The organism is Sphingobacterium suaedae (genome assembly GCF_042684625.1).
Lineage (GTDB): Bacteria > Bacteroidota > Bacteroidia > Sphingobacteriales > Sphingobacteriaceae > Sphingobacterium > Sphingobacterium suaedae.
Genome location: NZ_JBHULR010000015.1, coordinates 152,921 through 177,799 on the forward strand (window position 1 = coordinate 152,921; position 24,879 = coordinate 177,799).

General features: G+C 45.4%; 25 protein-coding genes. 22 read left to right on the forward strand and 3 right to left on the reverse strand.

Translation table 11 applies throughout. The features are described from left to right. Window positions 1-763: 763 nt before the first annotated feature. Genes ACFSR5_RS16395 through ACFSR5_RS16405 form a run of 3 tightly spaced genes read left to right on the forward strand, consistent with a single transcriptional unit; the run spans window position 764 to window position 6,776 of the window. The gene (locus ACFSR5_RS16395) at window positions 764-2,173 is read left to right on the forward strand and encodes a TlpA family protein disulfide reductase (RefSeq protein ID WP_380905545.1); all 1,410 of its coding nucleotides are present in this window, start codon (window positions 764-766) and stop codon (window positions 2,171-2,173) included. Between the two features lie 18 nt (window positions 2,174-2,191). Next, the gene (locus tag ACFSR5_RS16400) at window positions 2,192-5,395 is read left to right on the forward strand and encodes a SusC/RagA family TonB-linked outer membrane protein (protein WP_380905546.1); all 3,204 of its coding nucleotides are present in this window, start codon (window positions 2,192-2,194) and stop codon (window positions 5,393-5,395) included. A gap of 10 nt (window positions 5,396-5,405) precedes the next feature. Next, on the forward strand, window positions 5,406-6,776 hold the full coding sequence (locus ACFSR5_RS16405) for a RagB/SusD family nutrient uptake outer membrane protein (RefSeq protein ID WP_380905547.1): 1,371 nt from the start codon (window positions 5,406-5,408) through the stop codon (window positions 6,774-6,776). An 80-nt stretch (window positions 6,777-6,856) separates the two neighbouring features. Here the strand turns inward: ACFSR5_RS16405 and ACFSR5_RS16410 are convergent, their stop codons facing one another. From ACFSR5_RS16410 to ACFSR5_RS16420, 3 genes are all read right to left on the reverse strand, one after another. Continuing rightward, entirely contained in the window at window positions 6,857-7,183 is a 327-nt protein-coding gene (locus ACFSR5_RS16410) for a hypothetical protein (protein WP_380905548.1), read from the reverse strand. A gap of 30 nt (window positions 7,184-7,213) precedes the next feature. Then, complete coding sequence (locus ACFSR5_RS16415) at window positions 7,214-7,696, reverse strand: MauE/DoxX family redox-associated membrane protein (RefSeq protein WP_380905549.1); 483 nt, start codon at window positions 7,694-7,696, stop codon at window positions 7,214-7,216. 245 nt (window positions 7,697-7,941) lie between these two features. Next, complete coding sequence (locus tag ACFSR5_RS16420; protein WP_380905550.1) at window positions 7,942-8,964, reverse strand: helix-turn-helix domain-containing protein; 1,023 nt, start codon at window positions 8,962-8,964, stop codon at window positions 7,942-7,944. Between the two features lie 516 nt (window positions 8,965-9,480). Here ACFSR5_RS16420 and ACFSR5_RS16425 point away from each other — a divergent pair. From ACFSR5_RS16425 to ACFSR5_RS16515, 19 genes are all read left to right on the forward strand, one after another. Then, the gene (locus ACFSR5_RS16425; RefSeq protein WP_380905551.1) at window positions 9,481-10,371 is read left to right on the forward strand and encodes a hypothetical protein; all 891 of its coding nucleotides are present in this window, start codon (window positions 9,481-9,483) and stop codon (window positions 10,369-10,371) included. A 38-nt stretch (window positions 10,372-10,409) separates the two neighbouring features. Beyond that, the gene (locus ACFSR5_RS16430) at window positions 10,410-11,483 is read left to right on the forward strand and encodes a histidine kinase (protein WP_380905552.1); all 1,074 of its coding nucleotides are present in this window, start codon (window positions 10,410-10,412) and stop codon (window positions 11,481-11,483) included. Further along, complete coding sequence (locus tag ACFSR5_RS16435) at window positions 11,476-12,210, forward strand: LytR/AlgR family response regulator transcription factor (RefSeq protein WP_380905553.1); 735 nt, start codon at window positions 11,476-11,478, stop codon at window positions 12,208-12,210. Before ACFSR5_RS16430 ends, ACFSR5_RS16435 begins: the two co-directional genes overlap by 8 nt. Before the next feature lie 289 nt (window positions 12,211-12,499). After that, window positions 12,500-13,693: a hypothetical protein gene (locus ACFSR5_RS16440; RefSeq protein ID WP_380905554.1), complete on the forward strand. Its 1,194-nt coding sequence runs from the start codon at window positions 12,500-12,502 to the stop codon at window positions 13,691-13,693. A gap of 115 nt (window positions 13,694-13,808) precedes the next feature. After that, entirely contained in the window at window positions 13,809-14,081 is a 273-nt protein-coding gene (locus ACFSR5_RS16445; protein WP_380905555.1) for a hypothetical protein, read from the forward strand. A 181-nt stretch (window positions 14,082-14,262) separates the two neighbouring features. Next, a complete protein-coding gene (locus tag ACFSR5_RS16450; RefSeq protein ID WP_380905556.1) occupies window positions 14,263-15,108 on the forward strand; it encodes a hypothetical protein in 846 nt (281 codons plus the stop codon). 9 nt (window positions 15,109-15,117) lie between these two features. Continuing rightward, window positions 15,118-16,077 carry a toprim domain-containing protein gene (locus ACFSR5_RS16455; protein ID WP_380905557.1) on the forward strand — a complete coding sequence of 320 codons (960 nt, stop codon included), beginning with the start codon at window positions 15,118-15,120 and terminating at the stop codon, window positions 16,075-16,077. A gap of 42 nt (window positions 16,078-16,119) precedes the next feature. Continuing rightward, on the forward strand, window positions 16,120-16,530 hold the full coding sequence (locus ACFSR5_RS16460; RefSeq protein ID WP_380905558.1) for a hypothetical protein: 411 nt from the start codon (window positions 16,120-16,122) through the stop codon (window positions 16,528-16,530). A gap of 50 nt (window positions 16,531-16,580) precedes the next feature. Further along, entirely contained in the window at window positions 16,581-17,654 is a 1,074-nt protein-coding gene (locus tag ACFSR5_RS16465) for a relaxase/mobilization nuclease domain-containing protein (RefSeq protein ID WP_380905559.1), read from the forward strand. 36 nt (window positions 17,655-17,690) lie between these two features. Continuing rightward, the gene (locus tag ACFSR5_RS16470; RefSeq protein ID WP_380905560.1) at window positions 17,691-18,329 is read left to right on the forward strand and encodes a nucleotide-binding protein; all 639 of its coding nucleotides are present in this window, start codon (window positions 17,691-17,693) and stop codon (window positions 18,327-18,329) included. Between the two features lie 50 nt (window positions 18,330-18,379). Continuing rightward, window positions 18,380-18,700, forward strand: a complete 321-nt coding sequence (locus ACFSR5_RS16475; RefSeq protein ID WP_380905561.1) for a hypothetical protein — start codon at window positions 18,380-18,382, stop codon at window positions 18,698-18,700. Further along, window positions 18,697-19,017 carry a DUF4134 family protein gene (locus tag ACFSR5_RS16480; protein WP_380905562.1) on the forward strand — a complete coding sequence of 107 codons (321 nt, stop codon included), beginning with the start codon at window positions 18,697-18,699 and terminating at the stop codon, window positions 19,015-19,017. Before ACFSR5_RS16475 ends, ACFSR5_RS16480 begins: the two co-directional genes overlap by 4 nt. A 41-nt stretch (window positions 19,018-19,058) precedes the next feature. Further along, window positions 19,059-19,367, forward strand: a complete 309-nt coding sequence (locus ACFSR5_RS16485; RefSeq protein ID WP_380905563.1) for a DUF4134 domain-containing protein — start codon at window positions 19,059-19,061, stop codon at window positions 19,365-19,367. Next, window positions 19,364-19,672 carry a plasmid transfer protein gene (locus ACFSR5_RS16490; protein WP_380905564.1) on the forward strand — a complete coding sequence of 103 codons (309 nt, stop codon included), beginning with the start codon at window positions 19,364-19,366 and terminating at the stop codon, window positions 19,670-19,672. Before ACFSR5_RS16485 ends, ACFSR5_RS16490 begins: the two co-directional genes overlap by 4 nt. Then, complete coding sequence (locus ACFSR5_RS16495; protein WP_380905565.1) at window positions 19,647-22,100, forward strand: TraG family conjugative transposon ATPase; 2,454 nt, start codon at window positions 19,647-19,649, stop codon at window positions 22,098-22,100. Before ACFSR5_RS16490 ends, ACFSR5_RS16495 begins: the two co-directional genes overlap by 26 nt. Before the next feature lie 16 nt (window positions 22,101-22,116). Beyond that, window positions 22,117-22,776, forward strand: a complete 660-nt coding sequence (locus tag ACFSR5_RS16500) for a hypothetical protein (protein WP_380905566.1) — start codon at window positions 22,117-22,119, stop codon at window positions 22,774-22,776. After that, window positions 22,773-23,429 carry a hypothetical protein gene (locus ACFSR5_RS16505; protein WP_380905567.1) on the forward strand — a complete coding sequence of 219 codons (657 nt, stop codon included), beginning with the start codon at window positions 22,773-22,775 and terminating at the stop codon, window positions 23,427-23,429. Before ACFSR5_RS16500 ends, ACFSR5_RS16505 begins: the two co-directional genes overlap by 4 nt. Continuing rightward, window positions 23,426-24,097, forward strand: coding sequence for a hypothetical protein (locus ACFSR5_RS16510; RefSeq protein WP_380905568.1), 672 nt, complete (start codon window positions 23,426-23,428; stop codon window positions 24,095-24,097). The genes ACFSR5_RS16505 and ACFSR5_RS16510 overlap by 4 nt, the downstream gene beginning before the upstream one ends. Then, entirely contained in the window at window positions 24,094-24,879 is a 786-nt protein-coding gene (locus ACFSR5_RS16515; RefSeq protein WP_380905569.1) for a hypothetical protein, read from the forward strand. Before ACFSR5_RS16510 ends, ACFSR5_RS16515 begins: the two co-directional genes overlap by 4 nt.

Sequence of the window (24,879 nt, forward strand, 5' to 3'; positions counted from 1 at the left end):
ACCAAATTCCATCGAGAGAATCGTGATATCGCCCCCATGCTTGAAAAAGTTTTTTACTTTTGTAAATGGCATGGTGGTGGTTCACGTATACTTTAGGTGGAAGTACTTCTTAAGTCTATTGCAGACTAGAGCTACTGGGTTGGTCACCCGTGAGTCTAAAGTGTGAGTCACCCCTGCTGTTTTCAAGGGTACAGAATACACTTCTAAGAAAATTTCGTTCATTTTTATAAACCCTTAGGATTATGAGAACGAAAAAAAGTAAGAACACCCGCTCTTTGAGATTGATTATCAGTCGATCTCATAAATTTTCCCGCAAACAACAAATCAAGAACATTCCACGTTCTCCGGAATAATACTCACGGCATTACTGTCAAAAAGATAGATGTGCACTAGTTGGCATATGCAGACGAACAATCTTATATGCTAGATGTTGTGAGCATATATCTCTTAAATTACAGGGTTTACCGACAGAGACACATAAACAAACAGGGTTTGTTTGAGCCAATGGATAGGTTCTTAGACAAGAAAAGTTCACAACTTAAAAATAAGGATCTTTCTTCTCTCTCGCAAATCGTTCTTGTCGTATTAACTATCGTTTTTCAAAGCGAAATTGTAGAGGGCTGTTTTGCTAGCTCAGACGCGGGCGAATATACCGATCAGTTTTGGTCAATGTGCTCGTCCCTGTTGTCTTATTAGTTTTTAACGAGGTAGCTTATGCTGCGAAGATGTTTATCGCAGCAGGCGACATTATCATGAAAAAATAATGCGAAAATTACGCAAATGGGAGAGCTATGCGCGGTTGCAAAAGCGGATTTCCCGAACCATTGTAGATATCTTCCGATCAAAATATAACCGCAGCCGGACGCTTTTCGGCTGGGTGTTACCGTTAACGTTTTCGTTGTTTAGTAATCTAGTGAATGCTCAGGAACCACGCGGGGACGGCGTGGGGAATGGGCTTCCAACTAGCGCTCCGTTGGAATTTTCAGGTCTTGTTCCTGTTGCGTTCTGGGATATTCCCTTTGCTGTGGTCGACGGTTACGGCACGGAGAGGTCTGTAACCTTGGAAGCATATAAAGAGAAAGGACTGGTGATCTTAGATTTTTGGGCGACGTGGTGCGGCCCGTGCCTTTCCTCACTGGAACAATTGAACAGTTTTTACGGACAGCTTCCGTCTGGGGCACTTGTACTCCCAGTGAGCAGTGAGAGCAAGGAAAAAGTTCAGGGACTTTTAAACAGGAAGGGCTGGAACATTCTCTCGATATATGGGGACACGGTATTGCAGCAATATTTTGCCCACCAGAATATTCCGTTTGTCGTCTGGATAAAAGATGGCAAGCTGATGGCGCAGACCGGAGGGCAGTATACTAAGCGCGAGGTAATCGAATCGATACTGGCGGGAGTGGATGTCCCCATGCTACAGGACCAGGGGGCGGTATTTGATACGCATGATCCGGTGGGGGACGAGAATCTTCTGTACCGTTTTGAAATGGGAGGGAGGCAGCGTTCGGATATCGGAGGTGTCAACCGGCTGACGCGGGGGATCCGCGGTTTCAATCTTTCCTTTAAGCAGTTACTTGGCGAGGTGTATAAAGGCAAGATTGCAAGATATGAACTACCATACCGTTTTCGCTGGGAGATAGTTGACAGTATACGGACAGAGCTGGAGCGGGAAGGCCGTTATACGGGCATTTATCAGGAGGATCTGGACTGGCAGCAGTGGCAGCGCCGGAACACGTTCTGCTTTGAACTGCAATTTAACGAAAGCGTGGAAAGCGTTTCCCACGCAGACATCAGGGAGGCCCTGGGGGAGCAGCTGCAGTCCTATTTCGCTCGGAGCCGTGGTATAGCGTTTGGACTGGAAAAGCGGATTGCGGAAGCCTATATCCTGTCCCATGCTGCTGATTATGGGAGACTTCAGGCAGAGGCAAAAGTGTCCGGCAATCTGAAATTCCGGGAAGCCGGGGGTTCCTCTTTGTTATTGCTGCTGCGCCAGAGGCTTGCCGGGAACGGGTTACCGCTGCTAAGCAAACTTGATAGAAAAGATGGAGGCATCTGGATCCCTGATCTGGAAGGGGCGGGGGAAGAGGAGATCCGTGAGCGGCTACGCAATGTGGGGATCATATTGGAAAAATCGCAGGCGGAGATCGAGCTGCTTATCATAAGACCAAAATAGACCAAACTCTAACAGATTATGAAAAAAATAACAGGAAACCTGCTTGTGGTGCTCCTTACGTTCTTGGTAGCGGATAGTATAGCCCAGCAGGAATATACGATGCGCATAGCGGATAAGGTAAGCGGCGAGGCCGTTCAGGGGGCGACGATACGGGACAGCATGGGGAAGACGCTGTCGATGAGCGGGGCGGACGGGATTTTTATCCTTGGATCCATTCCTCCAGGAAAGATCCGCATAGCGGCGGTAGGGTACGAGCCGTTGGATATTGAGCTGTCTGGAGTCGATACGTTATTCCTTCTCACCCCAGGGACGCAGTTGCTGGATGCCGTAGAGGTAAATACGGGATACCAGAAGATCTCCCGGGAGCGTGCTGCGGGATCTTTTTCCCATCTTGACCAAGCGCTGCTGGAGCGCTCGGTCAGTATGGATATCATATCGCGGTTGGAGGATGTTACCCCGGGCCTTCAGTTTGACAGGCGGGGCGCTGACCGAGATGCTAAGGATCCTGCTTCCTTGCGGGTAAGGGGTATAAACACGATCAATAGCTCCTCAAGCCCGCTTATCGTGCTGGACAACTTTCCGTTTGAGGGCGAAATAGGATCCATCAACCCCAACGACATCAAGAGCGTTACGGTTCTCCGGGATGCTTCCGCAGCTTCGATTTGGGGAGCCAGGGCCGCCAATGGCGTTATCGTCATAACCACCAAGTCTGGAGCTTCCGGAGTCCGGATGAAGCTAAACTATAGCGCCAGTTCCCAGTGGAGGAGCAGGCCAGATCAATATTACAACCGGGCTTTTATCAATTCGACAGATTATATCGAGCTGGAGCGGTGGTTGTTCGACCAAAGCTTTTACTCCTCCCTGGAGAAGTCATCCTCCCGGCCGGTCCTTTCGCCCGTGGTGGAACAGTTGATCAGAAAACGTGATGACCCTTCCACAGCAGGACAGGTAGAGATGGAACTGTCCCGCCTGTCGGAACTTGATATCAGGCGCGATATCGACCGTTACCTGATGCGCCCTGAGCGACAGCAGCAGCATCACGTCTCCCTCTCGGGCAGTCCGCAGGGGGCGGGCTACTATGTTTCGGTAGGTTATGACAATAATCTGGACAGCGACGTTTCCCAACGCTCCGAGCGGGTGACAGTCACTGCGCGGAACATGCTAGGTTTGCTGCCGTGGCTTAGGGTTAAGTCGGATATCAATTGGGTACGGGAGAAAAATCTGGACAAAGGCCTTTATTCAGGTATTTCGAACTATCCGTACAATGAACTTATGGGACAGGACGGGCGTGCGGGTGTGATCTACACTGGGTACCGGGAACCGTTCAAGCAGCAGGCCATGGAACTCGGTGGGGTCGACTGGCAGTACCGGCCGCTGGAAGAAAGTGACCGGTTCAGTTCGCAGGGTACCTCGGGCAGACTTTTACTGAACTCGTCGGTAGAGGTGGATATTGCCGAAGGCCTTGGGCTGCAAGGTATGTACCGCTACCAGATGGTTGGAGGAAATACGCGGATGGAGTACCAGCCGGATTCGTATTATGTGCGAAACCTGGTGAACCGTTACATGCAGAGTGACGGGGTCAGCAAGTTTCCTCACAATGGGATATTGCGGCTGGATGATCATGATCAAAAAGGGTATGACCTGCGGCTGCAGTTGAACTACAGTAAGCTGATCGGTAATTTATTTCACGTGGATGCACTGGCCGGTTATGAGCGGCGTGAACTAGTCCGGGAAGGCTCTGTAGCGCAGTATTTTGATTATGACGGGGAGCTGCTGACGGTAAATAACCAGCTGGACTACATGACGCGTTTTGCTGTCCGGCCCAGTGGCACTGCCCGTCTACCCACTCCGCTAGCTTCGGTCTCGAGGCTTGTGGACCGTAATATATCCTATTATGGAAACATAGGTTTTTCTATGGCCTCCATGTATACACTGACCGGGAGCCTCCGCTGGGATGCCTCGAACCTCTTCGGGGTAAAAGCGAATCAGAAGGGCACGCCGTTGTGGTCGGTGGGGGGTGCAGTGTTATTGAACAAGCTAGAATTGCTGCAGTGCGCTTGGCTGGACATGTTGAAGGTGAGGCTTACCTACGGATATAACGGGAATGTAAATACAGGAGCCAGCGCGCTGATGACAGCCTATTACGGTACGGACTATCAGACGGGCCTGCGTTATGCCGAGATCCGTAATCCGGGCAACCCGCAGCTTGGATGGGAACGTGTCGGTGTGTGGAACCTTGGGACTGATTTTTCTGTCCTCTCGGGCCGTGTTCAGGGCAGTCTGGACGTCTATCAAAAGAGAGCAAGTGATCTTTTGGGACAGCTGACCACGGATCCCACCAATGGGTTTGTACCGATGTTCCAGAAAAACAATCTGGTGAACTATGGTGCAATGCAGACCCGGGGACTTGATGGGCAGCTGACCGTTTTTCCACTTCGGGGCAAGGTAGGATGGCGGATTGATAACATCGTAGGGATGACGGACAATAAGGTGACTCGTTATGAGTTCGATGCACTCACCGGAGGGAATCTGCGAAGCCGGGTGGGGAGTTCGGTCTCAGGCTCGATCGTCAAGGAGGGGGTGTCGCTTGATGCGCTGTACACTCTTCCCTGGTATGGCCTGGATGGGAAGACCGGTGCACCTGTTGTTGTGACTGACGGCCATCGGGGGCAGGACTACGCAGGCTATATAGCACAGCTTACCGTGGACCAGCTGCTCTATGATAAGGTGCAGGTACCGCGGTACTATGGATCGCTGCGCAGCACGCTTAGTTATAAAAGTTTTGATATAAGTGTTAACCTGGTATGGAAAGCAGGCTACCACTTTATGCGCAGCACGGTGCGGTATGACGGTCTGTATAACATGGGTCAGATGAACTCGGACTATTCGGATCGGTGGAAGGTTCCGGGAGACGAAATGCGTACGGATATTCCTTCACGTCCGCTGATTACGGAGAGCAATTTGGGCGGTCGAGACTTTGTGTACGCTTCCTCCAGAGCAGTGATGGAAAGCGGGAGCCATATCCGTCTAGGGGATGTGAGGCTGGGATACCGGTTTGAGCCGACAGGGGCTTTTCGGGGGATAAAAACATCCCTGTTCCTTTATGGGAATAACCTGGGAATCCTCTGGCGGGCGAACCGTTATGGGATTGATCCGGACCGTGCGCAGTCGACTCTACTTCCGGGGAGTTCATGGAGTGTCGGTCTGCGAGTTGAATACTAAAATAACGTAAATGATGAAAGGACATATACTTAAATATGGAGTTCTGCTGGTGATCCTGCTGTGTGGGTGCAGCGAAGAATGGCTCGATGTAAAAAAAGACCAAAAACTGGTTGTGCCCCAGACGCTGGATGACTTACAAGCATTGCTGGATAATACGGCGGTATTTAACATGAGTATGGACGGATATCTAGGCGAGGTTTCCAGCGACGACTTTTTTTGTCTGGACGGGCAGCTGGCGTCCGCTGCCGAACCGCTGAGGCGTGGATATGTTTGGGATCGGGATCTAGTGGAGACCTATTCCAATACGCACTTTAATGACTGGGCGAACAATTATCAGCGGGTGTTCTATGCCAATGTTGTCCTGCAGGGGCTTGAAAAAATGAAGAGTGATAAGGATGGGGCATTATGGAAATCATGCTACGGGCAGGCGCTGTTCTGGCGCGGTTATGCGTTGCTTCAGCTCGCTCAGTTGTTCTGCAGTCCGTACCGGGCATCCGGTAACGGGGAATTGTTGGGATTGCCGCTCCCGATGGAACCGGATATCAATATGCTCCATGAACGGAGAAGCCTGGAGGAAACTTACTCCAGGATCAGGGATGATCTAACCCGGTCACTGGATCTGTTTGCTGTAACTGCCCAGGTGAAGACCAGACCTTCGGCACAGGCCTCCCTTGTATTGCTTTCACGGCTGTGCCTTTTGACCTCGCAGTACGTGCAGGCACGGGAGTATGCACTTGCGGCTCTGGAAATAGGTGGGAAACTTTTAGATTACGGGAGTCTACCAACGGATGCGACGTATCCATTTGAAACCGAACACCTGGAGGTCATCCTGAACAGTACGATGAGCTATAATCCTAGTGGAGTGCTTGCCGAGGGGCGACTGCTTATCGATACCGCGCTGTACGATCTGTATGATGATCTTGATCTTCGCAAGGAGCTGTTTTTTAAACCCTCTGGAGAATACCATACTTTCAAGGGAATGTACACGGGGACTGTTCAGTTTTTTACGGGACTTGCCATGGATGAGCTATACCTCAATTACTTTGAGGCGGCGCTGCGCTCGGGCGAAAGCGATAGGATAAAATCCCGTTTGGATTATTGGATCTCCAATAGGTATGGGGAAGGATATGACATCAATTTCCAGAGTGATGGTGATCTATTGGACTTTATTATGGATGAGCGTCGTAGGCAATTGGTATTTCGGGGTATACGCTGGTATGACCTGCGGCGCCTGAATACGAATGAAAATGCTGGAATATCGCTGCGAAGGGAAGTGAACGGACGCATAATCGAGCTTCCAGCGAATGATCCCAGGTACGTGTTCCAAATACCCACGAATGTCCTTTCGCTCAATGAGAAGCTGATACAGAACCAGCGATAAGAAAGCGGAGTGTAAGGGAAAAGAAAAGCAGGATTTCCCTAAGAGTTGGAAATCCTGCTTTGGAAAAGTTCTGAGAAGAACTAATTTGTTGGCGCTTTTGTCCGTGTCTCCTGGATCAACTGATCAGGATCATCATCTGCATTGCTTATTGGTGCATGTCCATCTGGATTAAGGTCTTCTTCATTAAAAGACACAGCACAGTATGCAGAACCACCCAGACAATTGGCCGGAGGTGCGGACATTGGATTGTCTGTATCAATATTGCCAGCCTCGTCGGTTGGGAACCATACCTGTGCCAAGGTTTCCCCTGTAGGACGTTGTGCGAAAGAATATACAGAGAAGCTAGCTGTGAATAGCAGCGCCAATGCTATTGTCATCATGCGCTGGGAGTTTTTTAAAATTTTCATTGTTTTTTCTTTTAGTATTAAAAAATTTGATCAATTATACTGTCTTTTGGCTGACGGGCCCTCGGCGGCGGCTCCCCGGGAGCTGCTGCTTTGTTGTTGTAATCTGTTCATTCGTTCAGCTCCGATGCTGCTAATTAGGAATGCGAAATTCAGTATTAGATGTTGGTGCCAACCCAGCTGCTCGATAAGAAGGTTACATTTACATATATAGCTGGAAGCTCCCAAAAAGATCACCATTCCTACGTAATTGGTATATGCCAGGAGCAATATGGAGGAAGCCCGAAGCGCAATGTTGATATATTTTTGCAGCGCCAGAAGTGCAGCAATTGAAAGCTCAGCTGCCGGAAGCAAATAGGCAAGAACAACTGCAGCCCATCCTGGGAAGGGTTGCAGGATAAGGGCCTCCCTGAAAAGTGTGAAGTGAAATATTTTGTCAAGAGCAGATAGCAACCATAAAAACAATAGAGTGATCTGCAAACTCAGAGATAAGAATAAAGATAGTTGACGTTTCATAATCTAATTATTTCTTGATATCAAAGTTAGGCTTTGTACAAACTGGGAGGAGGACAAATTCGGACAAGATATAGGACATTATTTGACAAAATGATTCGACAGCTTGACGCCCTGTCGATTGACAGATGAATTTATAGTCCGAAATCCGTATATAAGAGGCTTCTTAATACCTATAGGCTTTAAACGAGAGGCGGAGTTGGTTTTGATTTACATATCCTTTAAACACTTTTTGGTGTGCAGATAGGTTATATTGCCCCTCTTTGTGTGTCTATAAAATGTTTTTTTCGATAATAATCAGGGGTGGTGCCAACGAATTTTATAAATAGTCGCCTAAATGACCTAACATCACTGAACCCACAATAACCGCTCACGCTTGACACGGGCATGTCTTCCTTGAGCAGTTTTTTTGCTAGTTCGACTACACGGATCTTTTTCTGGTATGAGAGTGTATGTCCTGTTTTTTTCTTAAAAATTCGGTTTAGGTAACAGGAGTTTAATGGTATGACTTCGCTGAGGGTGTTCAGGCTAAACAAGATCCCATGGTTTTCGACTCCACGCTCTATAAGTGTTTCTGCTATTTGTATATATAGGTCTAATGTGCCGATTTGCTGGTTTTCCAATTTAATTTTAGTAAGGGAAAGTTTAACCAGATTCTTGATGTGTTCAAGTAAAGACACCTGTTTGTCAATATCCCCATATTTGATAATCGAGCAAAGTTCCTTAATATAGAATGTGGTTAGATGTCCTATTTCAAAGTCATCGCTCTTTAAGTAAGTAGTTTCGTCGTTTCTGTAAGCGTCTAACAATGTCTTTAAAAAATGATAGGAGTTACCAGCTCCACCATCTAAAATACCAATGTCAAAGTAAAAGCCGAAGAATTGATAACGGCCTTTTTCCAGCTTAAAGAAATAGCTACTTGGAGGAAGATAAAGGTAGAACGCGCGTCGATTATAAAATCTTGTGATGATTTTGTCACCTAAGTCCGTAAGGCAGGCTTCCCCTGTCACGTTCAATGGATACACCACATAGATGTCTTTTTGTGTAGTCTGGACCTCTATTGTAACTCTTTTTTCTATTACGAAGGAGAAGTGATGCAGATATCCCAATCTTCCTTTAAATTCCTGCTCAATGCACGTGTTTCCTTCGATCGAACGGTATGTGATTTTCCCATCATTAAAGCGTATGAAAGAAGGAGACATCCTAAATTTTTCAGAGGGCAATACGGGACCAAAGATCGGGTCTAGGTTTAAGAATACGCTTCGTCTCAAGGCATGTCAGGTTTGTCAGCTTTAAATTAGATCAAGCTTCTAATCAATGGTGCATTTTTTCGTACATTATATATTCCTCTTCGTATCTAGCATATTTCGCTTCGCGAATCGTACATTTTTTTCGTGGACTGATCTACGAAAAATCTTACGTCCGATTTCCCAGATTTTAACTCTTGTGCGAAAAGTTCTTGAAGTGTTCAAAAATCTATTGCAATTTGGGACTACAATAACATCTAGCACAGACGCATTGGCCAATAAACTGCAGTTGGATATTTTTTAACAAAAAAATATAAACAATGAAAAACAAAAGACAGGACGTACTTGTCCACCAGCACAGCGTTGTACTTGAAAGAGAATTGATTTCGTGGCCTCGGTTACGTAAGATTTTTGAAATTGAAGATGTTGAATTGGATAAAAAGTGTCCGATTGTAACACCTTAACGAAAGTTCTTCGCAGTATTAATTTTAACAAGGAGGGAGTTTACAGAACTCCCTTCAACCTCTACCGGAAAAACCTATGTATCAATCCGAAACCAACAATTGGAGTTATGCGCTCTTTAGCGCTAATTTATATCAGTATATGCCGAATCTCAGGTGGGATAGTCACGAGCGTATTTATAATAAATGGCTACGATGGCACGATGGCCGAGAAGCATCTAGACGGAAGATATTCCTGGATCATACGTTTTCGAAGCTATCGTCAGAATCTGGAATATATATACTTTATCATCTAGGAAGTCATTTGACAGCGCCGATTGCGCTTGCTGAACAGGGACTAAAATTTGATATAATCCTGGATCGACACGTATACATAAAATCAGAGTCTTTATTCCTGGAGATGAGAGAACATTTAAATAGCGCAGGTGAGTACTACACTTTTTATTTCAGTGATGAGCCAGGGCTACTTCTTCGGTGTCGAAAGAGTTTTGCTGAAGGCCGGTCTATTCTGATTTTCGCAGATGGTGCTTCCGGTACATCTTCAACGCTGAAGGATCGTCGGGTAGGCATTAAGTTTTTTCAAAACATACTTCACGTGAAAAGCGGCATAGCTGTTATGAGTTTTTTGTTTGATGTTCCGTTGCACCTCATTCTTCCAAAAATAAGTGACATATCGATATTGACCGTTAATCAAAGGATAGTCAAGAAAAAGAATGAAAAAAGAGATGATTACGTAAAGCGATCTTTAGAATCGGTTTATTCAGTATTGGAGGAGCGACTTACTTTAGAACCCTGGCTGTGGGAATGCTGGAGTTATCTACACTTGAATGGAATGCTTTATTTGGACGAGGTTCCAGTCGATAAGAAAATAAATGAATCATTAATCATCCTACCCCTGAAGGGAAAGTACTATATGTTTGATCGACGATACTTTATTGCTCAGTATTTAAATCTTAAAATATCGAAATAATTTTTTTGTATATTAGATTGTTAACTTCAAATCTAACTATGCAAATCAAGCCTATTGAACAATGTTTTTGGATTCTTGGAAGCATTATGTTTTTCGTGGTCATCATTTGGTTAATGAACATATATGCCGCAGGTGTAGTTATCCCCTTCAGCCAGATAATGGCGGCCGCTTTACTTTTCAGCTTTTTCCATATGTTGATGTCATTCTCCTTTTGGAATTTATGGTCGAGAAGCATAAAAGACAAGTTTTTGGGTGGATTGGTGGCATTTTTCGCCATATTTTTTATCAAGGTATATGCGTTGGATATCGTACATGTTTGGCTACCAAAGATAGGTGTCAATTTTCAAGATCCGCAGAAGGCTTTCAGTGTGTACGAGTTTCGCGATAGAATCACCACGGCTTTCATGTTTACTATAGTAACAGCTTTTTTGCATGTAGTGTTTGGAAAATATCTTGTTAACCAGAGGCTTCTTAAGGAAGCAAGAAAGTCGAGAGAGGAGATGCTGATAGTAATTGAGGGTCTAAAGAGCAAAGTCCTGGCAAAGCATCTATGCCCTCATTTTATTGAAAATATTCTCTCTATAGCGATGGGTAAGCTGACTATTGGGAATAGGGAGCATTTTTTAAGGATTTTGCTGCTCTTAGTCGATGTAATGCGTTATGCAATCGATATGGCAAATACAGATCAAGATGTTTCATGGGAGCGCGAAATCACATGTGTAAACAAAATGATCGAATTAATCCAAGTGGCGAATGGAAAGGATTCGGTCCTGATTGATGACCTCGATGATAAGCTTGATATCGAATTGCCTATAGGATTGTTGGTAATGCCTGTAGAGAATTCCATAAAATATGGATCGATATCTAAAGCTTCGCCGCTGCATATAACTATTTCAAAAGCGGGAAATACCTGGAGGTTTGATTGTAGGAACCGTTTCAACGATCAGAAGCGAGAAACTGTCAGATCGAGTAAGCTAGGCTTAAAACTAATGCAGGGGCGGTTAATAAATGAACGGTGGCCCATTAGCATGGAAATAGAAGAACGGGAGAATCGGTTTTGGATGAAGCTTATTGGGAGCCTAGAAAAAAGATGTTATAGCTATTATGGATAAGAGGATTTATAGGGTTATGATTTTGGATGATGCATTAGAAAGCACCGTTGTGCTGCAGCTATTGCTGAAGCGAATAGAAGAAATAGAGGTTGTGCATTGCTGTGGTGACGGTAAGGAGGCTCTGAAAATATTGGAAGTAGAGCCTGTCGATATTCTGTTTTTGGATATGGATATGCCGGAGATGATGGGGTGGGAGTTTGCTAAGCTATTAAATCCTCGACCAGTCGTCATTGTCTCATCTGCTTATGGAGGATTTGGTTATCAGGCACATGAGGTTGGTTCTGTTGGCTACATCAGCAAAATACCCGATTGGGAATTGTTAAAGAGCACGGTGGGTGATGCGATTAGGGCCGTAGAATATCGGGAGTCCTTATTACTGAATAACAGTACTTCTTTTCAAATAAGGAACTTTACTACAAAGCGACTTCAAGTCATCAAGCACGAGGATTTTGTATACGCATCGATTGACGACAAAGATTCAACTATATACTTAGTGGGAGGAGAAACAGTTATATCTCAGATTTCATTAAAAGATCTTATGAAGAAACTACCGAAAGATAAATTTGTACGCATCGGCAGCAAGGAAATTATTTATCGATATGGCATATCGGGTTATAAATCGAAGACTGTAACGATGAAAATAAGTGATGGTCACGAGGTATCGTTGAAGGTTCCCGCGCAGTACGCCCACGAGATAATTGGAAATTGGCTCGCCGATATCCCATAAGAACGCCTGCCTCTTCGCTGAATTGCTAACAGATAGACCTCTCTTAATATCAAAACACAGTTAATTGAGCGCCAAGAGAAAAGTCTGAAGCGTCAAAAAAAAATCTAAACCCGTATCCCTATATCCAATTTTTTTAACTCCCTTCGATAATTTACTGCAATAGTTTAATTGCAGATTTGTTTTTGTCGATACCGTTATCTTCATGTAAGCGGCATGCTAGCTAGTAGATCATTTAATCATTTTTGACAGCACAATTATTAATTAATGCAGTATTCAGAAAATAGTAACTATGAATTATTCAAAAAAGTCTCAGATTTTTGGACACACGGTTATAAGGTGGTTTATGGAAATGGAGGAGTATTTCCGCCCGGAGGTCATTAGTGGCAACATCGCATCGTTGGATCGTTTCGATGAAATAATCAAAAAGATCAATGCTGGAAAGAAATTCTTCTACAGTGATTATGTTGTTCAACACGGCGTGTCACGTAGGCGGGGCAGAAATCTAGTAAGAAGGCTAGTTTTATCGATCAATAAGATTCACAGCTATCTGACGACGGTGACGAAACTTTCTAAGGCGGTCAGGGAATCGGCTAGGTACCGCAACCAGTATGTCCAGGTCCTTGATATATTACAATCGTTGTTAGAGGATTGTGCTCGGTTTGATCCGCAAATGGCTGGCGAATTACCTTTAACAACCTATTTTCTTTACACCATCCGTTTGAACCTAAACCAACGGCTCAACAGGTTGTATAAAAAGATGAATGGTGGCGATATCGACAAGGCTCTCGTTCGTCTACTAATGCGCGAACTCAAAATATTGATGTACAAAAATGATCTGACAGGTGTTCAGTTGGAATATATAATCCAATTAACGGATGGTTTATATGGACTGGAACAGCTAGAAACAGAAGACGTTGAAAACCTGCTTATCCAAGAAGGTTTCGATCATCCCTCTTTTTTTGCCTACTATAAAAGACGCTGTAACGCCCTTATACAGGAAGCGGACAGCTTGCACGACCAACTGGAAATAGTCCTTTTGCAGGAGGATCGTTTGGCGAGTCTCAGAAAAGGAAAGCCGGGTGGATCAGTGAGGCACATCATGCATCTTGACTTTCGGGTGAGAGGGTTTCTAAACGGAAGGAAGAAAGTTATTCGACAAAAAATCCGCTTACGGAGAATGGAAATCAAAGATAGCCAGCTGTCCGAAAATAACTACCGTGCGAAGGTGAACCTTTCTGTTCCCCAATTCAGCTTATTACTTAAAGCCGGGATGGAAACCGGTATGGTTTTTAAGGAAGAAAAAGTCGGAAAGACCTTTGCTTTTTATGCAAGACACTTCAGGACGGCAAATACACCGCATATCTCCCCCGACAGCCTTCAGAAAAAATCTACTGATGTTGATTACAGCACAGCAAAAAAGGTCAAAGCACATTTGATTCGAATGGTCAATTGGATCAATGAGCATCATAATACGGCGGGGTAATTTTCGCCAATGCTGACGGGTAACGAATTTTTGAAAATTATATATGTTTTTCTTGTTGCTTTCTTTTGCCAAAATACCCTTTTAAAGTCTAGATAGTCAGATTTTCCTTTCCGGGGTGAACGGTTCCTTTCACCCCTCTTCCCTGTTTTCGTATCCTGGCAAATCGTTGCTTTGTTTCCTGAGTGGAGGAATTCCGCAATGGGGAACTGACATTTCGTTCTGTTCCAATCCGCCGCGAGGGCGGAGGCTGTTGTTCTTTGACATCTACGGGACGAAGTATCATCCTGCTGTTGAGCAGGAAATGATGCGAAGCCACGACTACCAAGCGGTAAACCATCGGATGTTCCAGTTGGTCGGCGAGTATAGTGGGGAGTCCCTTCCAAAATAAACTATGCCAGAGAAAAGGACTGGATTTGATATTCCTTTTTTTCTGGCGGTTAGCAAAAAAATTAACAAGTTCTGTGTACGAGGAAGACTATGTATTGAAATCTATGTATCAAAAAGGAGGACTTTGCATTGGTTTTGGTTCTTGGCCACTGAGCTATTTACTAACTTTTATACACTTTATTATGATGCAAAATGTTATTCAAACGAATATAATAAATAAGATACCTATTCGCTCCGTTCTTGAGCAATTAGGATATCGGTCAATAGCTAATTCGGGAGGTGAGGCCATGTACCGGAATTTTAAAATCGAGCCAATGTCCCCAAAATATCAACTTAAAGTAAACGAACACCTTAATATGTGGTACGACCAGACTGCAGGAGAAGGAGGAACTGTCATTGATTTTGGAAGAAAATGCTGGCCAGAACTCTCTGAAGAGATCATAGAACGGAGATTACACGATATGTACGTAACTTCCGTGACACACTGTAATCGCGAGATGGAAGATAGGCCACGTCGTAAACGGAAGCCGATGAAAATTCCCTTCTACCAGTTATCCCATACCAGATGTGTAGGCCATAATGCGCAGATCACAGATTATTTAAAAGAAAACGGCTTGTGGGAGATAGCTGACGGAAATATTCGTGAGATCCACTATTTCGTGATGGACCAAAAGGGCTTCCGCAAAGATTTCTGCGGAGCGGGTTGGCAAAATGAAAATGGAGGTTGGGAGGTACGCTCGAAGAACTTTATTGGAAGGATAGGCCCCCGGGGAATGACGAACATTGATCGGTCGCAGGAATCGCTTTTAGTTTTCCCAGACTATATGGATTATCTCCTGCGGAGGAACGATCCCCAAGCATATTATTCCTCGATTCTAATTCTCAATTCCGCCGATCTTCTGCCCGCAGCTATAGGACGGAGCGCGAGGTTTCCCCGTGTCCGGTTTTCTATTAAACCTGAGCATATGGATTCTCTCCGTGTACAGATTTGTAGCCGCTTACCGAATGCGGAAGTCGTAGTTCTTTAAAAGCAGAGTATGTCTAAATTGATTAATACAGACGATTTCCGTGATCTGTCTATTGTCGATTTCCTCGCCAAACTGGGGCACTATCCTGTTAAAAAATCTGGGAAGGAGGTGTTCTATCATAGTATGCTTAGGGACACACGCGGCATTACGCCCTCCTTCACCGTATGGGAGGAAGGTGGCAAGTGGCTTGACAGGGGCGGTGCCGGCAGTACAGGGATACAGGGGGGAGGGATCGTTCAGTTGGGAATGGCCTATTGGCCGGAACTATCTTTTGTAGAAGTCCTAAAAAAAATCAGCGAGGTCAGCGGAATTCATATCTCCCCCCGGCCGTCTTACGGAAGTCGGCAAGATCATGTCAAAGAGCGGTCTGCAGACAACTACGCGTTCGAGCTCGTTGGCTCACGTCCTGTAGGGTCAAACTTCCTGCTAACTCGTTATTTAGAGTCAAGGGGGATACTTGATGTAGCAAGCGGGCGGATGCGCGAAGTATACTACCGGAATCGCAACAACAGTGATAACGAACTCCCTCCGTATTACGCTTTAGGCTGGCCAAATGACTTGGGAGGATGGGAATTCACCACTGCCAAAGGGTTCAAGAGTAGTATCGGGAAGAAGAGTATCTCAACAATTCCTGGCAACCCAGGACATGTTGCGTTGTTTGAGGGATACGTAGACTACCTGAGCTGGCTTAAGATTAACCAGCCCAAAGTTGTACCGACGGTTGTCGTACTCAACTCCATCGTCCAATTAGGCGCAGCTATGGATAAGATAAAGGATATCCCCAAGATAGGTATATACTTTGACAACGATGGTCCCGGCAAGCAATGCGCTGACAAGCTTTCCAGCGAACTTCCTCGTGCCGTAGACCATTCAACGGAGTATCGCGGGTATAAAGACTATAATGACCGTCTGTGCGCAGAGATGAATTTGTCCCTAAAAGATGATCCGCATAAAGGAATCAAGCGGTGATCGGTTCTTGGGTAGTGATAACTTTTTAATATTCAATTAATTATGGGTAAAAAGCTGTGTAGTCGAGAGATATTGGTAGATGAACGTCGTACCAGGCGGTGTGTGGTAAAGTGGAGCCGCGAAGAATTCGGGGTACTCGAGCAGTTGGCGATGTATGTACACAAGTCGAGATCAGAAGTCATTAGACAGCTGGTCCTTAGTAATGCGCGATGTATGCTAGTCGATATACCTACAGCGTTAAATACGCTTGATCGGATCGGTGTTCAACAGGCTCCCATTGCAACAGATATCAAGGAAATTGCACGAATGTTTCATCGCCTGGAAGCCGAGAAAATCGTCGATCCGCAATTAGGTAGTCTAGTCACCTCGGTGTTAAGCGAGCATGTTAGACTGCAAAAAAGCTTGCATACTGCCATCAGGAAGCTGATAAGGCTGATTGGAGGTAGAAGATGATCGTCATTATTCAGCCACCATCATCTGGGTTCTCTGCTGTCGGGTATAATATGTACAAAGTTGATCGCGATATGGCAGAACTGATGTACGTGGCGAACTTTGATGCACTGCTTGCATTGGATAAGGTAAGCGCAGATGATTATGTCCGATATCTTCAAGCACATTCCTTTTCCAGCACTATCACAAAGCTTCCCGGTTTTCATGCTATAATCTCCTGTAAAGGTCGCTCCTACACGAAGCATGGTCTAACCGAGATAGCACTGGAATGGCTTAGAAAAATGGGTTACGGGAGGCAGCCATTCCTTCTGTTTTTCCATAAAGACAGCGACAACAATCACATACATATGGTTACCACACGGGTGAGGCGGTCGGGAAGTAAAATAGACCATAAATTCGAGAAGGTAAGAGGACATGAGATTTTAAATGAGGTAATGGGACTTGATGAGAAACGGCGGGCAGAGGATGTTATAAAAGATTTGCTAGACTACCGTATATCTTCTCATGCGGGTTTCCTCGCGGCGCTGCAGTCCCGTGGATATTTCCTGAGACTGATTTCTGAAAGCTATCATGTTTACCAGTACTATGTAAAGCGTGGAGAAATTCGAGCAGCCCTGTTAGACGAAAAAATTCGCAGGTTTTCTATGGATCATCAAACCAGGGACGAACTTGAGCGGACCCTTGAGAAGGCACGCCGGCACTGCCAATTCGGGATCTTTCCTCTGCCGATAAGGCTAACCGGCGGGCGCAAGCGAGAATCCTTCCAGTTCAGCTCATCAATGGCCGAGTTACTTTCTGCGGAATTTAACATCGATCTCCTATACAATATGGATAAGAAAAGTAGGCTGCTTGAATGTACGCTAGTAGACCACAACAGTAAAACGATATACAGTGGTGATGCCTTGCTTCCATTTGTAAAGTGGCTGGATCTTGAAGCTTTTGGCGTAAATGTTTCCAGCGCACAGCGTAGCTGGGAAGTATCTCCTGCCTACCGTTCGGAGATGGGGAACGCCACATCGCTGGCTAATGACTACCTACCGGAAGTACGATTAGAAATTGCGGATGACCAAGACGATGAGGCCGTGCATGGCAGGGAAAGGAAGGGTAGCAGGAGGAAACGTACATAAACGATTTATTAATCTTCAGATATATTTTAACCCCCCATGATTATAGTTATAGGAAACCAAAAAGGTGGCGCTGGTACGAGTACTCTTGCTCTTTTGCTTGCTAACTATCTAGCCGTTGAGCGTCGCCGTAAGGTGACTGTATTAGATATGGCCCATCACAAGGCTATTCGATCGAAGGCCGAAAAAGCGAAAATCCTTGAAAATGAGCCTCTATACGAAGTACTGGCAGTGGATGCATGCGATTGTGGAAACTTGATGAACAATAGTATCAGTAAGGATGAAAGAATAGTTCTCGTCGACTTCCCCAAAAGGATGGACCACAACGAACTTGTTCCGGTCCTTAGCAATGCACAGGCTTTTCTGTGTCCATTTAGTTACGATGAGGCTACCGTAGACTGCACGGTCTTGTTTGCGTTGATCGTAAGGAAAATAAATCTGCGCGCGCCCCTTCTTTTTGTACCAAACAGGATTAAGACATCCGCGCGATACGAGCTTAAAAATGATGTCGATAAGAGCTTGAGGAGATTGGGAGCAGTTGTGCCGGCCATTCCAGATCGTATTGATATTCATAGGGTGAATACTCTTGGGACACCAGAAGATATCCGTCAGCTTTTGAACCCCATATTTGACCTTGTCTATGAGCAGTACGTCGACGGCAGGAGCGCAACGATGTAACGCTCCGGGACGATCGGCGAATAGAAAAATTAGAAATACTACGTTAACTTATGAGCTGGATGCAATTTACCATGTGCGTAATGGGGAGCTATTGCTCTTATTATGCTTTTAATTTCCTGTTTGATCTTTACCGAAGTAAAGAAGGTAATCAGGAAGGTCACACCAATGAAATGGTCTTGTTACCGATAGATACAAGCCTGGAAGCCAACCCTGATTTTGTCGCGGTTCGCGCTGATCAGGATCAAGCTGCTGGGCTTATAACTAGTCTGTCGTCTGGAGAGATCGAATCATCTGGCGGCGTGGATCTCAATGAGATAGAACGCCTTGCGCGACGAGACCTGATAGAATATACCAAAGCAATACCGTTTTGAAGGCCAACGGCTCCATCAGCAGCTATTTTGTCGCTTCAATTTTACTGGTTATTTGCAGCTGCCTTACAGCACGGGCTCAGCCGGGACTCGACGAATTCAAAGCTGTGACCGGAGAAGTCTATGACTGGTATTTTCGTCTATACGACCTGATTGTTGTGCTTGGAGCCTGTTGTGGCCTTATCGGTGGCGCTCGTATTTATGCAAATTGGCAAGCTGGAGAAAATCACATAGACCGTCAGGTTATGGGGTGGTTATTTTCCTGCTTGTTTCTGTCAATGATCTGGGCTATCCTTCAGACAATCTATGGAATCTACTAGCCCGATGTATCTGTTTTAGTTATCCCATTATTATGACACCTATGAAATCAAGAACAATTAAATTCTTCTTTATAAGCGCTGTTTATATAGCCGCAATACAAACTGCCATTGCTCAAGGAGGAACGGTCGGCATAGATGCCGCTACTTCTTCACTGAACGGTTATGTAGATCCGTTATCGATGCTTATCCTAGCTATAGGAGCCGTAGTGGGACTGATAGGTGGGGTACGTGTATTTATAAAATGGAACGGTGGGGACCGGGATATCAATAAGGAAGTGATGAGCTGGGGCGGTTCCTGCCTCTTCCTAGTATTAGTTAGTATAGTGATTAAGGCATTTTTCGGGATATGAAGCAGCCATATTATCCGGTATATAAGGGTTTACAGAAGCCTTTGGTGTACAAAGGTTTTAAAGGCAGATTTATATTCTGGGGCGCGGGAGCCGTCGTTTCGGGACTTATTTTCGGCGGACTTATTGGAGCAATCACCAACATGTACATTGGAGCTCTGATGATCGTGTGCATTATTCCCTTAGGTCTCTTTTACACGTTGACCCGACAAAAAGCAGGCCTGCATAACAAGACAATCCATCGCGGAGTGTTTATACATCCGATTAACCTGACAATTCGTTATGAATCCGAAAAAGACAACTTTTGAGATGCCCTATATAGCTATTGATAGCTACCAGGGAATGACGTTGCTTTACGGCGACCGCGGAGATTTTTCATCTGTGATCGGACTTGAAAACCCTGTGTTGCAGTACAGTGCAGACCCGAGGGGATATATCGCGTATCAACAGGTGTTATTGAACGTATTGAAGGTGCTCGGTGAAGGGCATCTCATCCAAAAGCATGATATTTTTGTTAGGCGTACCTATTCGGTCAAACCAACATCAGAATTTCTCGCAAAAAAATACCAGCAACACTTTCAAGGGAGAGCGTATACCGAAATTAGATCTTTTCTGACCATTACCTATAAGGTTAAGAAAGGCGCTTTTTATACGTACGATAAAAAGATTCTCTCAGACTTTGCGAAAAATATGGCTAAAGTTTTCGACCTGCTGGAAGGTGCCGGCCTTAAGCCCTTTTTTCTGTCAGAAAAAGAAGTGTCGGAGCTAATGAATAGATTATTGACGATGGACTTCGTTCGACCATATATAGCTCTGAATAATATACGTTGTCAAGAGCATCAGCTGGAAACCGGCAATGGAGCGATCCGTTGCGTCAGTCTGGTGAACACCGATGTGGTAGACCTGCCCGGAAGAGTTAGTCCTTTCGCTTCTCATAGTCAGGCCAAAGCAATGGGGAATTTTCCGGTAGACAACCTGTTCTTCTTCCATAATGTACCTGGGTTTAGAACTATCGTGTATAGTCAGGTGCTAGAAATACCAGCCCAGCAAAGTATCCTGAGCAGACTGGAGCTGAAGCGTAAGCGACATTCTGGTATACCGGATCCTGCTAACCAGATATGTGTTGAGGATATTGACAGGTTGCTCGAAGACGTAGCCCGGGATAGTCAACTGTTGGTAAACGCGCATTACACCATAGCGGTTTTTGCTGCTAGGGACCAAATTGAAGGTACTGTTAACTTTATCGAGGCAGCACTATTCCAGCAGGGCATTATCCCATCACGGAACGCTTTTAACCAACTGGAACTATTCCGCGGTATATTACCTGGCAATAGTGTTGAACTAAAAAAGTACGATTGGTTCCTCACGACCGCCCCTGCTGCGTTATGCCTATTCTTCAGAGAGCGGCTACCCACCGATGAACCATCGGACTTTCTGCTACGATTTACTGACAGACAGGGTATTCCTGTTGCCATCGATCTCTCTGATTTGCCGATGCGGACCGGACGTATAAAGAACCGTAACCGATTTGTGCTCGGCGCATCGGGGACGGGAAAAAGTTACTGTATCAACAGTATCGTCCAACAATATCTCCAGTACAATATGGATGTTGTGATTGTCGATGTGGGCCATTCTTATTCGGGACTCTGTAGCACCTACAATGGGAGATATATAACGTATTCGGAAGATACGCCTATTACGATGAATCCTTTTGCTATTACCGAAGAGGAATATAATATAGAAAAAAAGGAGTTTCTGGTGACGTTGATATGCCTGTTATGGAAAGGCGCCGAGGGAACCGTCTCTACCGTAGAGAGGGACGTTATATCCAGTGTCTTATCAGCTTACTATGCCTCTTTTTTTGATCATAGCGCTGTTCTCCAGGTAGAAAAACTTGATTTCAATTCGTTCTATGAATTTGCTATCCGCACAGTTCCAGAAATAAAGAAGGAGGAAGGGATAAAATTTGACGTTGAGGAATTCAGGTTTGTCCTCAAGAAGTTTTATCGCGGAGGCGAATATGAGAGCATATTAAATGAGGCGGCAGACCAATCCCTATTCAACGAGCGGTTTATTGTATATGAGATAGATAATGTGCAGAATAACAAGGTGCTGCTGCCTATCGTTACATTGATTATCATGGACCTGTTTATACAGAAGATGCGCCATCGCAAAAATAGGAGGAAGGCGTTGATCCTCGAGGAAGCCTGGAGGGCAATCTCTTCACCGATGATGGCAAACTTTCTGCTTTATCTTAATAAAACGGTGCGTAAATTTTGGGGTGAGATTATCGAAGTGACCCAAGAGATAAATGATATCATCGGCAACCCGATTATAAAGGATAGTATTATCAATAATTCTGATACCGTTATCCTTCTGCAGCAGAACGAAGCTGACTTCCGCAAGGTTGCCGAACTTCTCTCGATTGATGAGGTGGAACAGAAGAAAATATTTACCATAAACCAATTGGAAAACAAGGAAGGTCGGCCGCGGTTCAATGAATTTTACATCCGTAGGGGAAATGTTGGAGAAGTATATGGAATAGAAGTCAGCATATTCCATCATCTGGCTTTCACCACCGAGAAGCCCGAGAAAAGTGCCGTAGAAATTTACGCGCTGCGGTACGGCGGTTATGAGGCCGCGCTGACTTCCTTTGTTTCCGACCTTCAAACAAGTGGTCTGCCGCTGAGCGATTTCGTGCAGAAGGTAAATCAGCTGGGGGAACCATTTAGTTAAAATTTTAAACCATATTATGAAAATACTTACCATCTTATTTGCCGTTGCAGCTTGTAATACGGCGTGTGCACAGGTTTATGTAGACCCCGCCGTGGCAGCAGCTACAGGCATTCATGCTGGATTCATAAATAGTCAACTAGATGACGTTAACAGTAAGTTGACCCTGATACAGCGTGGACAGCTGGCCGTAACGGGACAGTTAGCCATAGCCAATGAAATGCAAGATAAAATTTATCGGGGACTTAGTGAAGTCTCTTCTGTTGTGCATTCATTACTATCCGTGAAAGAGATAGCAGCGGTCTCATCGGACATTGTGCATGATGTGGGGAAAGCGGTGGACCTGGCCACAGGAAATCCTGTGCTGCTCCTTTTCGCGGAAGCTGGTGCCCGGGAGTTTAAACGAAGGGCAAGTAATCTGGCCGCAGAGGTTGGGACGTTTGTCCTCCAAGGCGGGGCTAAAAATCTAATGGATTCCGGTGAAAGGGCTAAACTACTGAACCGTATTTACGCCGAACTGACTATTATCCGTGGTGTTGCTTATGGTATGCATCGAAGCATGTACTGGGCAAAGCAACGTGGCATACTGGCCTCGTTGAATCCATACTCAGGTTTTGTCAATATAGACAGGCGAATTGCCGATAGCATCATCAAAAATTCTAGACTGGTCAGCCGATGAGCAGAGTATTGTTTTTATTCAGCTTGATGCTGGTTGCATCGATGTCTCGGAGCCAGATCAACGTGGAGCTGATCCATCAGTTGGTTCAGCATAGCAAGGATGAATATGACCGTCAACTCACGGCTAGAAACCGTCAGGCCATTACCAGTGCGATGGAAGAAGTAAACAAAGGGGAAACTTCAAAATTAAAATCTGCCTATAGGATCCTCCATAGCCGGTTTACGACATTGAACAATGTCTTACAGGCACTAGGAATGGGTATGGAGTCGGCGCCACTGATTTCTGAGATCGTCGACCAGCAGACCAAAGTGTTCAAGATCGCTGGGGGACACCCGGAGCTCGTTTTGCTTGCTTCTAGCGCAGAGCGCGATATCGCAGGCAAAGCCCTACAGTTGGGCCGTTATCTTGTCGGGTTGTTCACTGTAGCAGGAGATCTAAACCAGATGAAGCCGAGTGACCGAAAAATTCTGTACGGCCATGTGCTGGACGAGTTACGCAGAATTGCAGGGGCCTCCAGAGGACTGGCGACTACGATGTCCGCTGCCATTTCAAACACGGGCGGCAAAGGGCATTATCCTTTTACTGGCTATATCGAACGTGACCGCCATATCGTTGAACGTATTCTAAGACGCTGGGAGGAGTTACGCCGATGAGACTACTGCTCCTTTTTATCTTAATGGGCTCGGCAGATCTTGCTTCAGCACAGGGCTATGTGACCATTATCATAGATCCAAAGCACCTGGCGATAGTCAATGAAAACGGTGCGGTAAGACTGGCTTCGGAAAATATGCACAACAGCATGCTGAGCAACATCCGAAAGAATATCGACGACATTCACCTGAATATATCCGCTGTGGCACTTGTGCAGCGACTGATACACCGAAGTTTGACCGAAGTGGATCAAGCGCTGAAATCTGGAAAGGCGGTCGTGCAACTGTCGCGGTTGATCAATGATATCGTGAGCCAGAGCGGCAAAATGCTGGAGATCGCAAAGGACCAACCCCTGCTTATCCTATTTGCGGAAGGGTTGGCACGTGACCTTAAAGAACGAGGAATGCAACTGGCCTCGGAGGTTTCTAGCTTTATTTTGAAGGAGGGTAGCAGTGTGCTTATGGATTTTCAAAAGAGAGATCAACTATTGGCCAAGGTTATCCTTGAACTAAAGGTTATGCGTGCACTGCTGTATAGCATGGAAAGAGCCATGCAATGGGCCAAGACCAATGGAATGCTGCGATCGGCAAACCCTTTCAAGGACTTTATAAACAAGGATCGAAGGAAAGCAGAGGAAATCCTTTTCTACTATTATAAAATCGAGAAATGAGCATGAGATTTTTTTTATTTATCTCTCTGACAGTCCTGCTTACGATCTTTCAGGACGCTAGGGCGCAGAACGTAAAACGCCAGACGGACAAGCACGTCGTTCACCAACAAGAGCGTATGGTCCATAAGCAATGGAACCGAAAGAAATTTACACCCACCAAAGGCTTTTTGGGCCTTAACTATCACTACTGGCTAACTTGGGCGTGGCATCCACAGTATCCGAAAACTGACCGACGGCCGCTCAGCGGAACCGGTCCGCAGACCCTTCGCATGGGACTTGTTTTGGCGATGCAACAAACCGATCAGGCATACAGAAAACATGCCGATACGATTCGCCATGTGGCTACCTCAGAGGGAATAAATCTTATGGGTATCTCCGGCATTGCGGATCCATTATGGATGCTTTACTATAGACGGGAATTTTCTGGATTGCTGGATAGTGCGGAAACCGATATATTAAAAGGAACGTCGGCTGGCGTGCAGGACTATTTAAAGCGCAAAGGTCTCTATTCTTGGTATGTTGAGGAAAGAGAGCAGCTCAAAGAACGGTTGTCCTCAGCACGGACGACACTGCTGGACCGAGGCAGCAGGATTTTATCGTATCACCACATGTTAACCCAATATAGGGCGCTACAGTCAAACTGGGAGGCAAAGATGAGTTACGCGGCCAAATACCTTTCGTTAATCAAAAGGTATAAAAATCAAGAGGTGACCTCTGATGGACTTCATAAAGATCGATCTGATATCGAAATTGCAGAGTCTATCCTAAGGAAAGCACATTAA

Coding starts and splice junctions, on each gene's coding strand:
- ACFSR5_RS16395 (WP_380905545.1), top strand. CDS start 764: ATGCGAAAATTACGCAAATGGGAGAGCTATGCGCGGTTGCAAAAGCGG.
- ACFSR5_RS16400 (WP_380905546.1), top strand. CDS start 2,192: ATGAAAAAAATAACAGGAAACCTGCTTGTGGTGCTCCTTACGTTCTTG.
- ACFSR5_RS16405 (WP_380905547.1), top strand. CDS start 5,406: ATGATGAAAGGACATATACTTAAATATGGAGTTCTGCTGGTGATCCTG.
- ACFSR5_RS16410 (WP_380905548.1), bottom strand. CDS start 7,183: ATGAAAATTTTAAAAAACTCCCAGCGCATGATGACAATAGCATTGGCG.
- ACFSR5_RS16415 (WP_380905549.1), bottom strand. CDS start 7,696: ATGAAACGTCAACTATCTTTATTCTTATCTCTGAGTTTGCAGATCACT.
- ACFSR5_RS16425 (WP_380905551.1), top strand. CDS start 9,481: ATGTATCAATCCGAAACCAACAATTGGAGTTATGCGCTCTTTAGCGCT.
- ACFSR5_RS16430 (WP_380905552.1), top strand. CDS start 10,410: ATGCAAATCAAGCCTATTGAACAATGTTTTTGGATTCTTGGAAGCATT.
- ACFSR5_RS16435 (WP_380905553.1), top strand. CDS start 11,476: ATGGATAAGAGGATTTATAGGGTTATGATTTTGGATGATGCATTAGAA.
- ACFSR5_RS16440 (WP_380905554.1), top strand. CDS start 12,500: ATGAATTATTCAAAAAAGTCTCAGATTTTTGGACACACGGTTATAAGG.
- ACFSR5_RS16450 (WP_380905556.1), top strand. CDS start 14,263: ATGATGCAAAATGTTATTCAAACGAATATAATAAATAAGATACCTATT.
- ACFSR5_RS16455 (WP_380905557.1), top strand. CDS start 15,118: ATGTCTAAATTGATTAATACAGACGATTTCCGTGATCTGTCTATTGTC.
- ACFSR5_RS16460 (WP_380905558.1), top strand. CDS start 16,120: ATGGGTAAAAAGCTGTGTAGTCGAGAGATATTGGTAGATGAACGTCGT.
- ACFSR5_RS16465 (WP_380905559.1), top strand. CDS start 16,581: ATGTACAAAGTTGATCGCGATATGGCAGAACTGATGTACGTGGCGAAC.
- ACFSR5_RS16470 (WP_380905560.1), top strand. CDS start 17,691: ATGATTATAGTTATAGGAAACCAAAAAGGTGGCGCTGGTACGAGTACT.
- ACFSR5_RS16475 (WP_380905561.1), top strand. CDS start 18,380: ATGAGCTGGATGCAATTTACCATGTGCGTAATGGGGAGCTATTGCTCT.
- ACFSR5_RS16485 (WP_380905563.1), top strand. CDS start 19,059: ATGAAATCAAGAACAATTAAATTCTTCTTTATAAGCGCTGTTTATATA.
- ACFSR5_RS16490 (WP_380905564.1), top strand. CDS start 19,364: ATGAAGCAGCCATATTATCCGGTATATAAGGGTTTACAGAAGCCTTTG.
- ACFSR5_RS16495 (WP_380905565.1), top strand. CDS start 19,647: ATGAATCCGAAAAAGACAACTTTTGAGATGCCCTATATAGCTATTGAT.
- ACFSR5_RS16500 (WP_380905566.1), top strand. CDS start 22,117: ATGAAAATACTTACCATCTTATTTGCCGTTGCAGCTTGTAATACGGCG.
- ACFSR5_RS16505 (WP_380905567.1), top strand. CDS start 22,773: ATGAGCAGAGTATTGTTTTTATTCAGCTTGATGCTGGTTGCATCGATG.
- ACFSR5_RS16510 (WP_380905568.1), top strand. CDS start 23,426: ATGAGACTACTGCTCCTTTTTATCTTAATGGGCTCGGCAGATCTTGCT.
- ACFSR5_RS16515 (WP_380905569.1), top strand. CDS start 24,094: ATGAGCATGAGATTTTTTTTATTTATCTCTCTGACAGTCCTGCTTACG.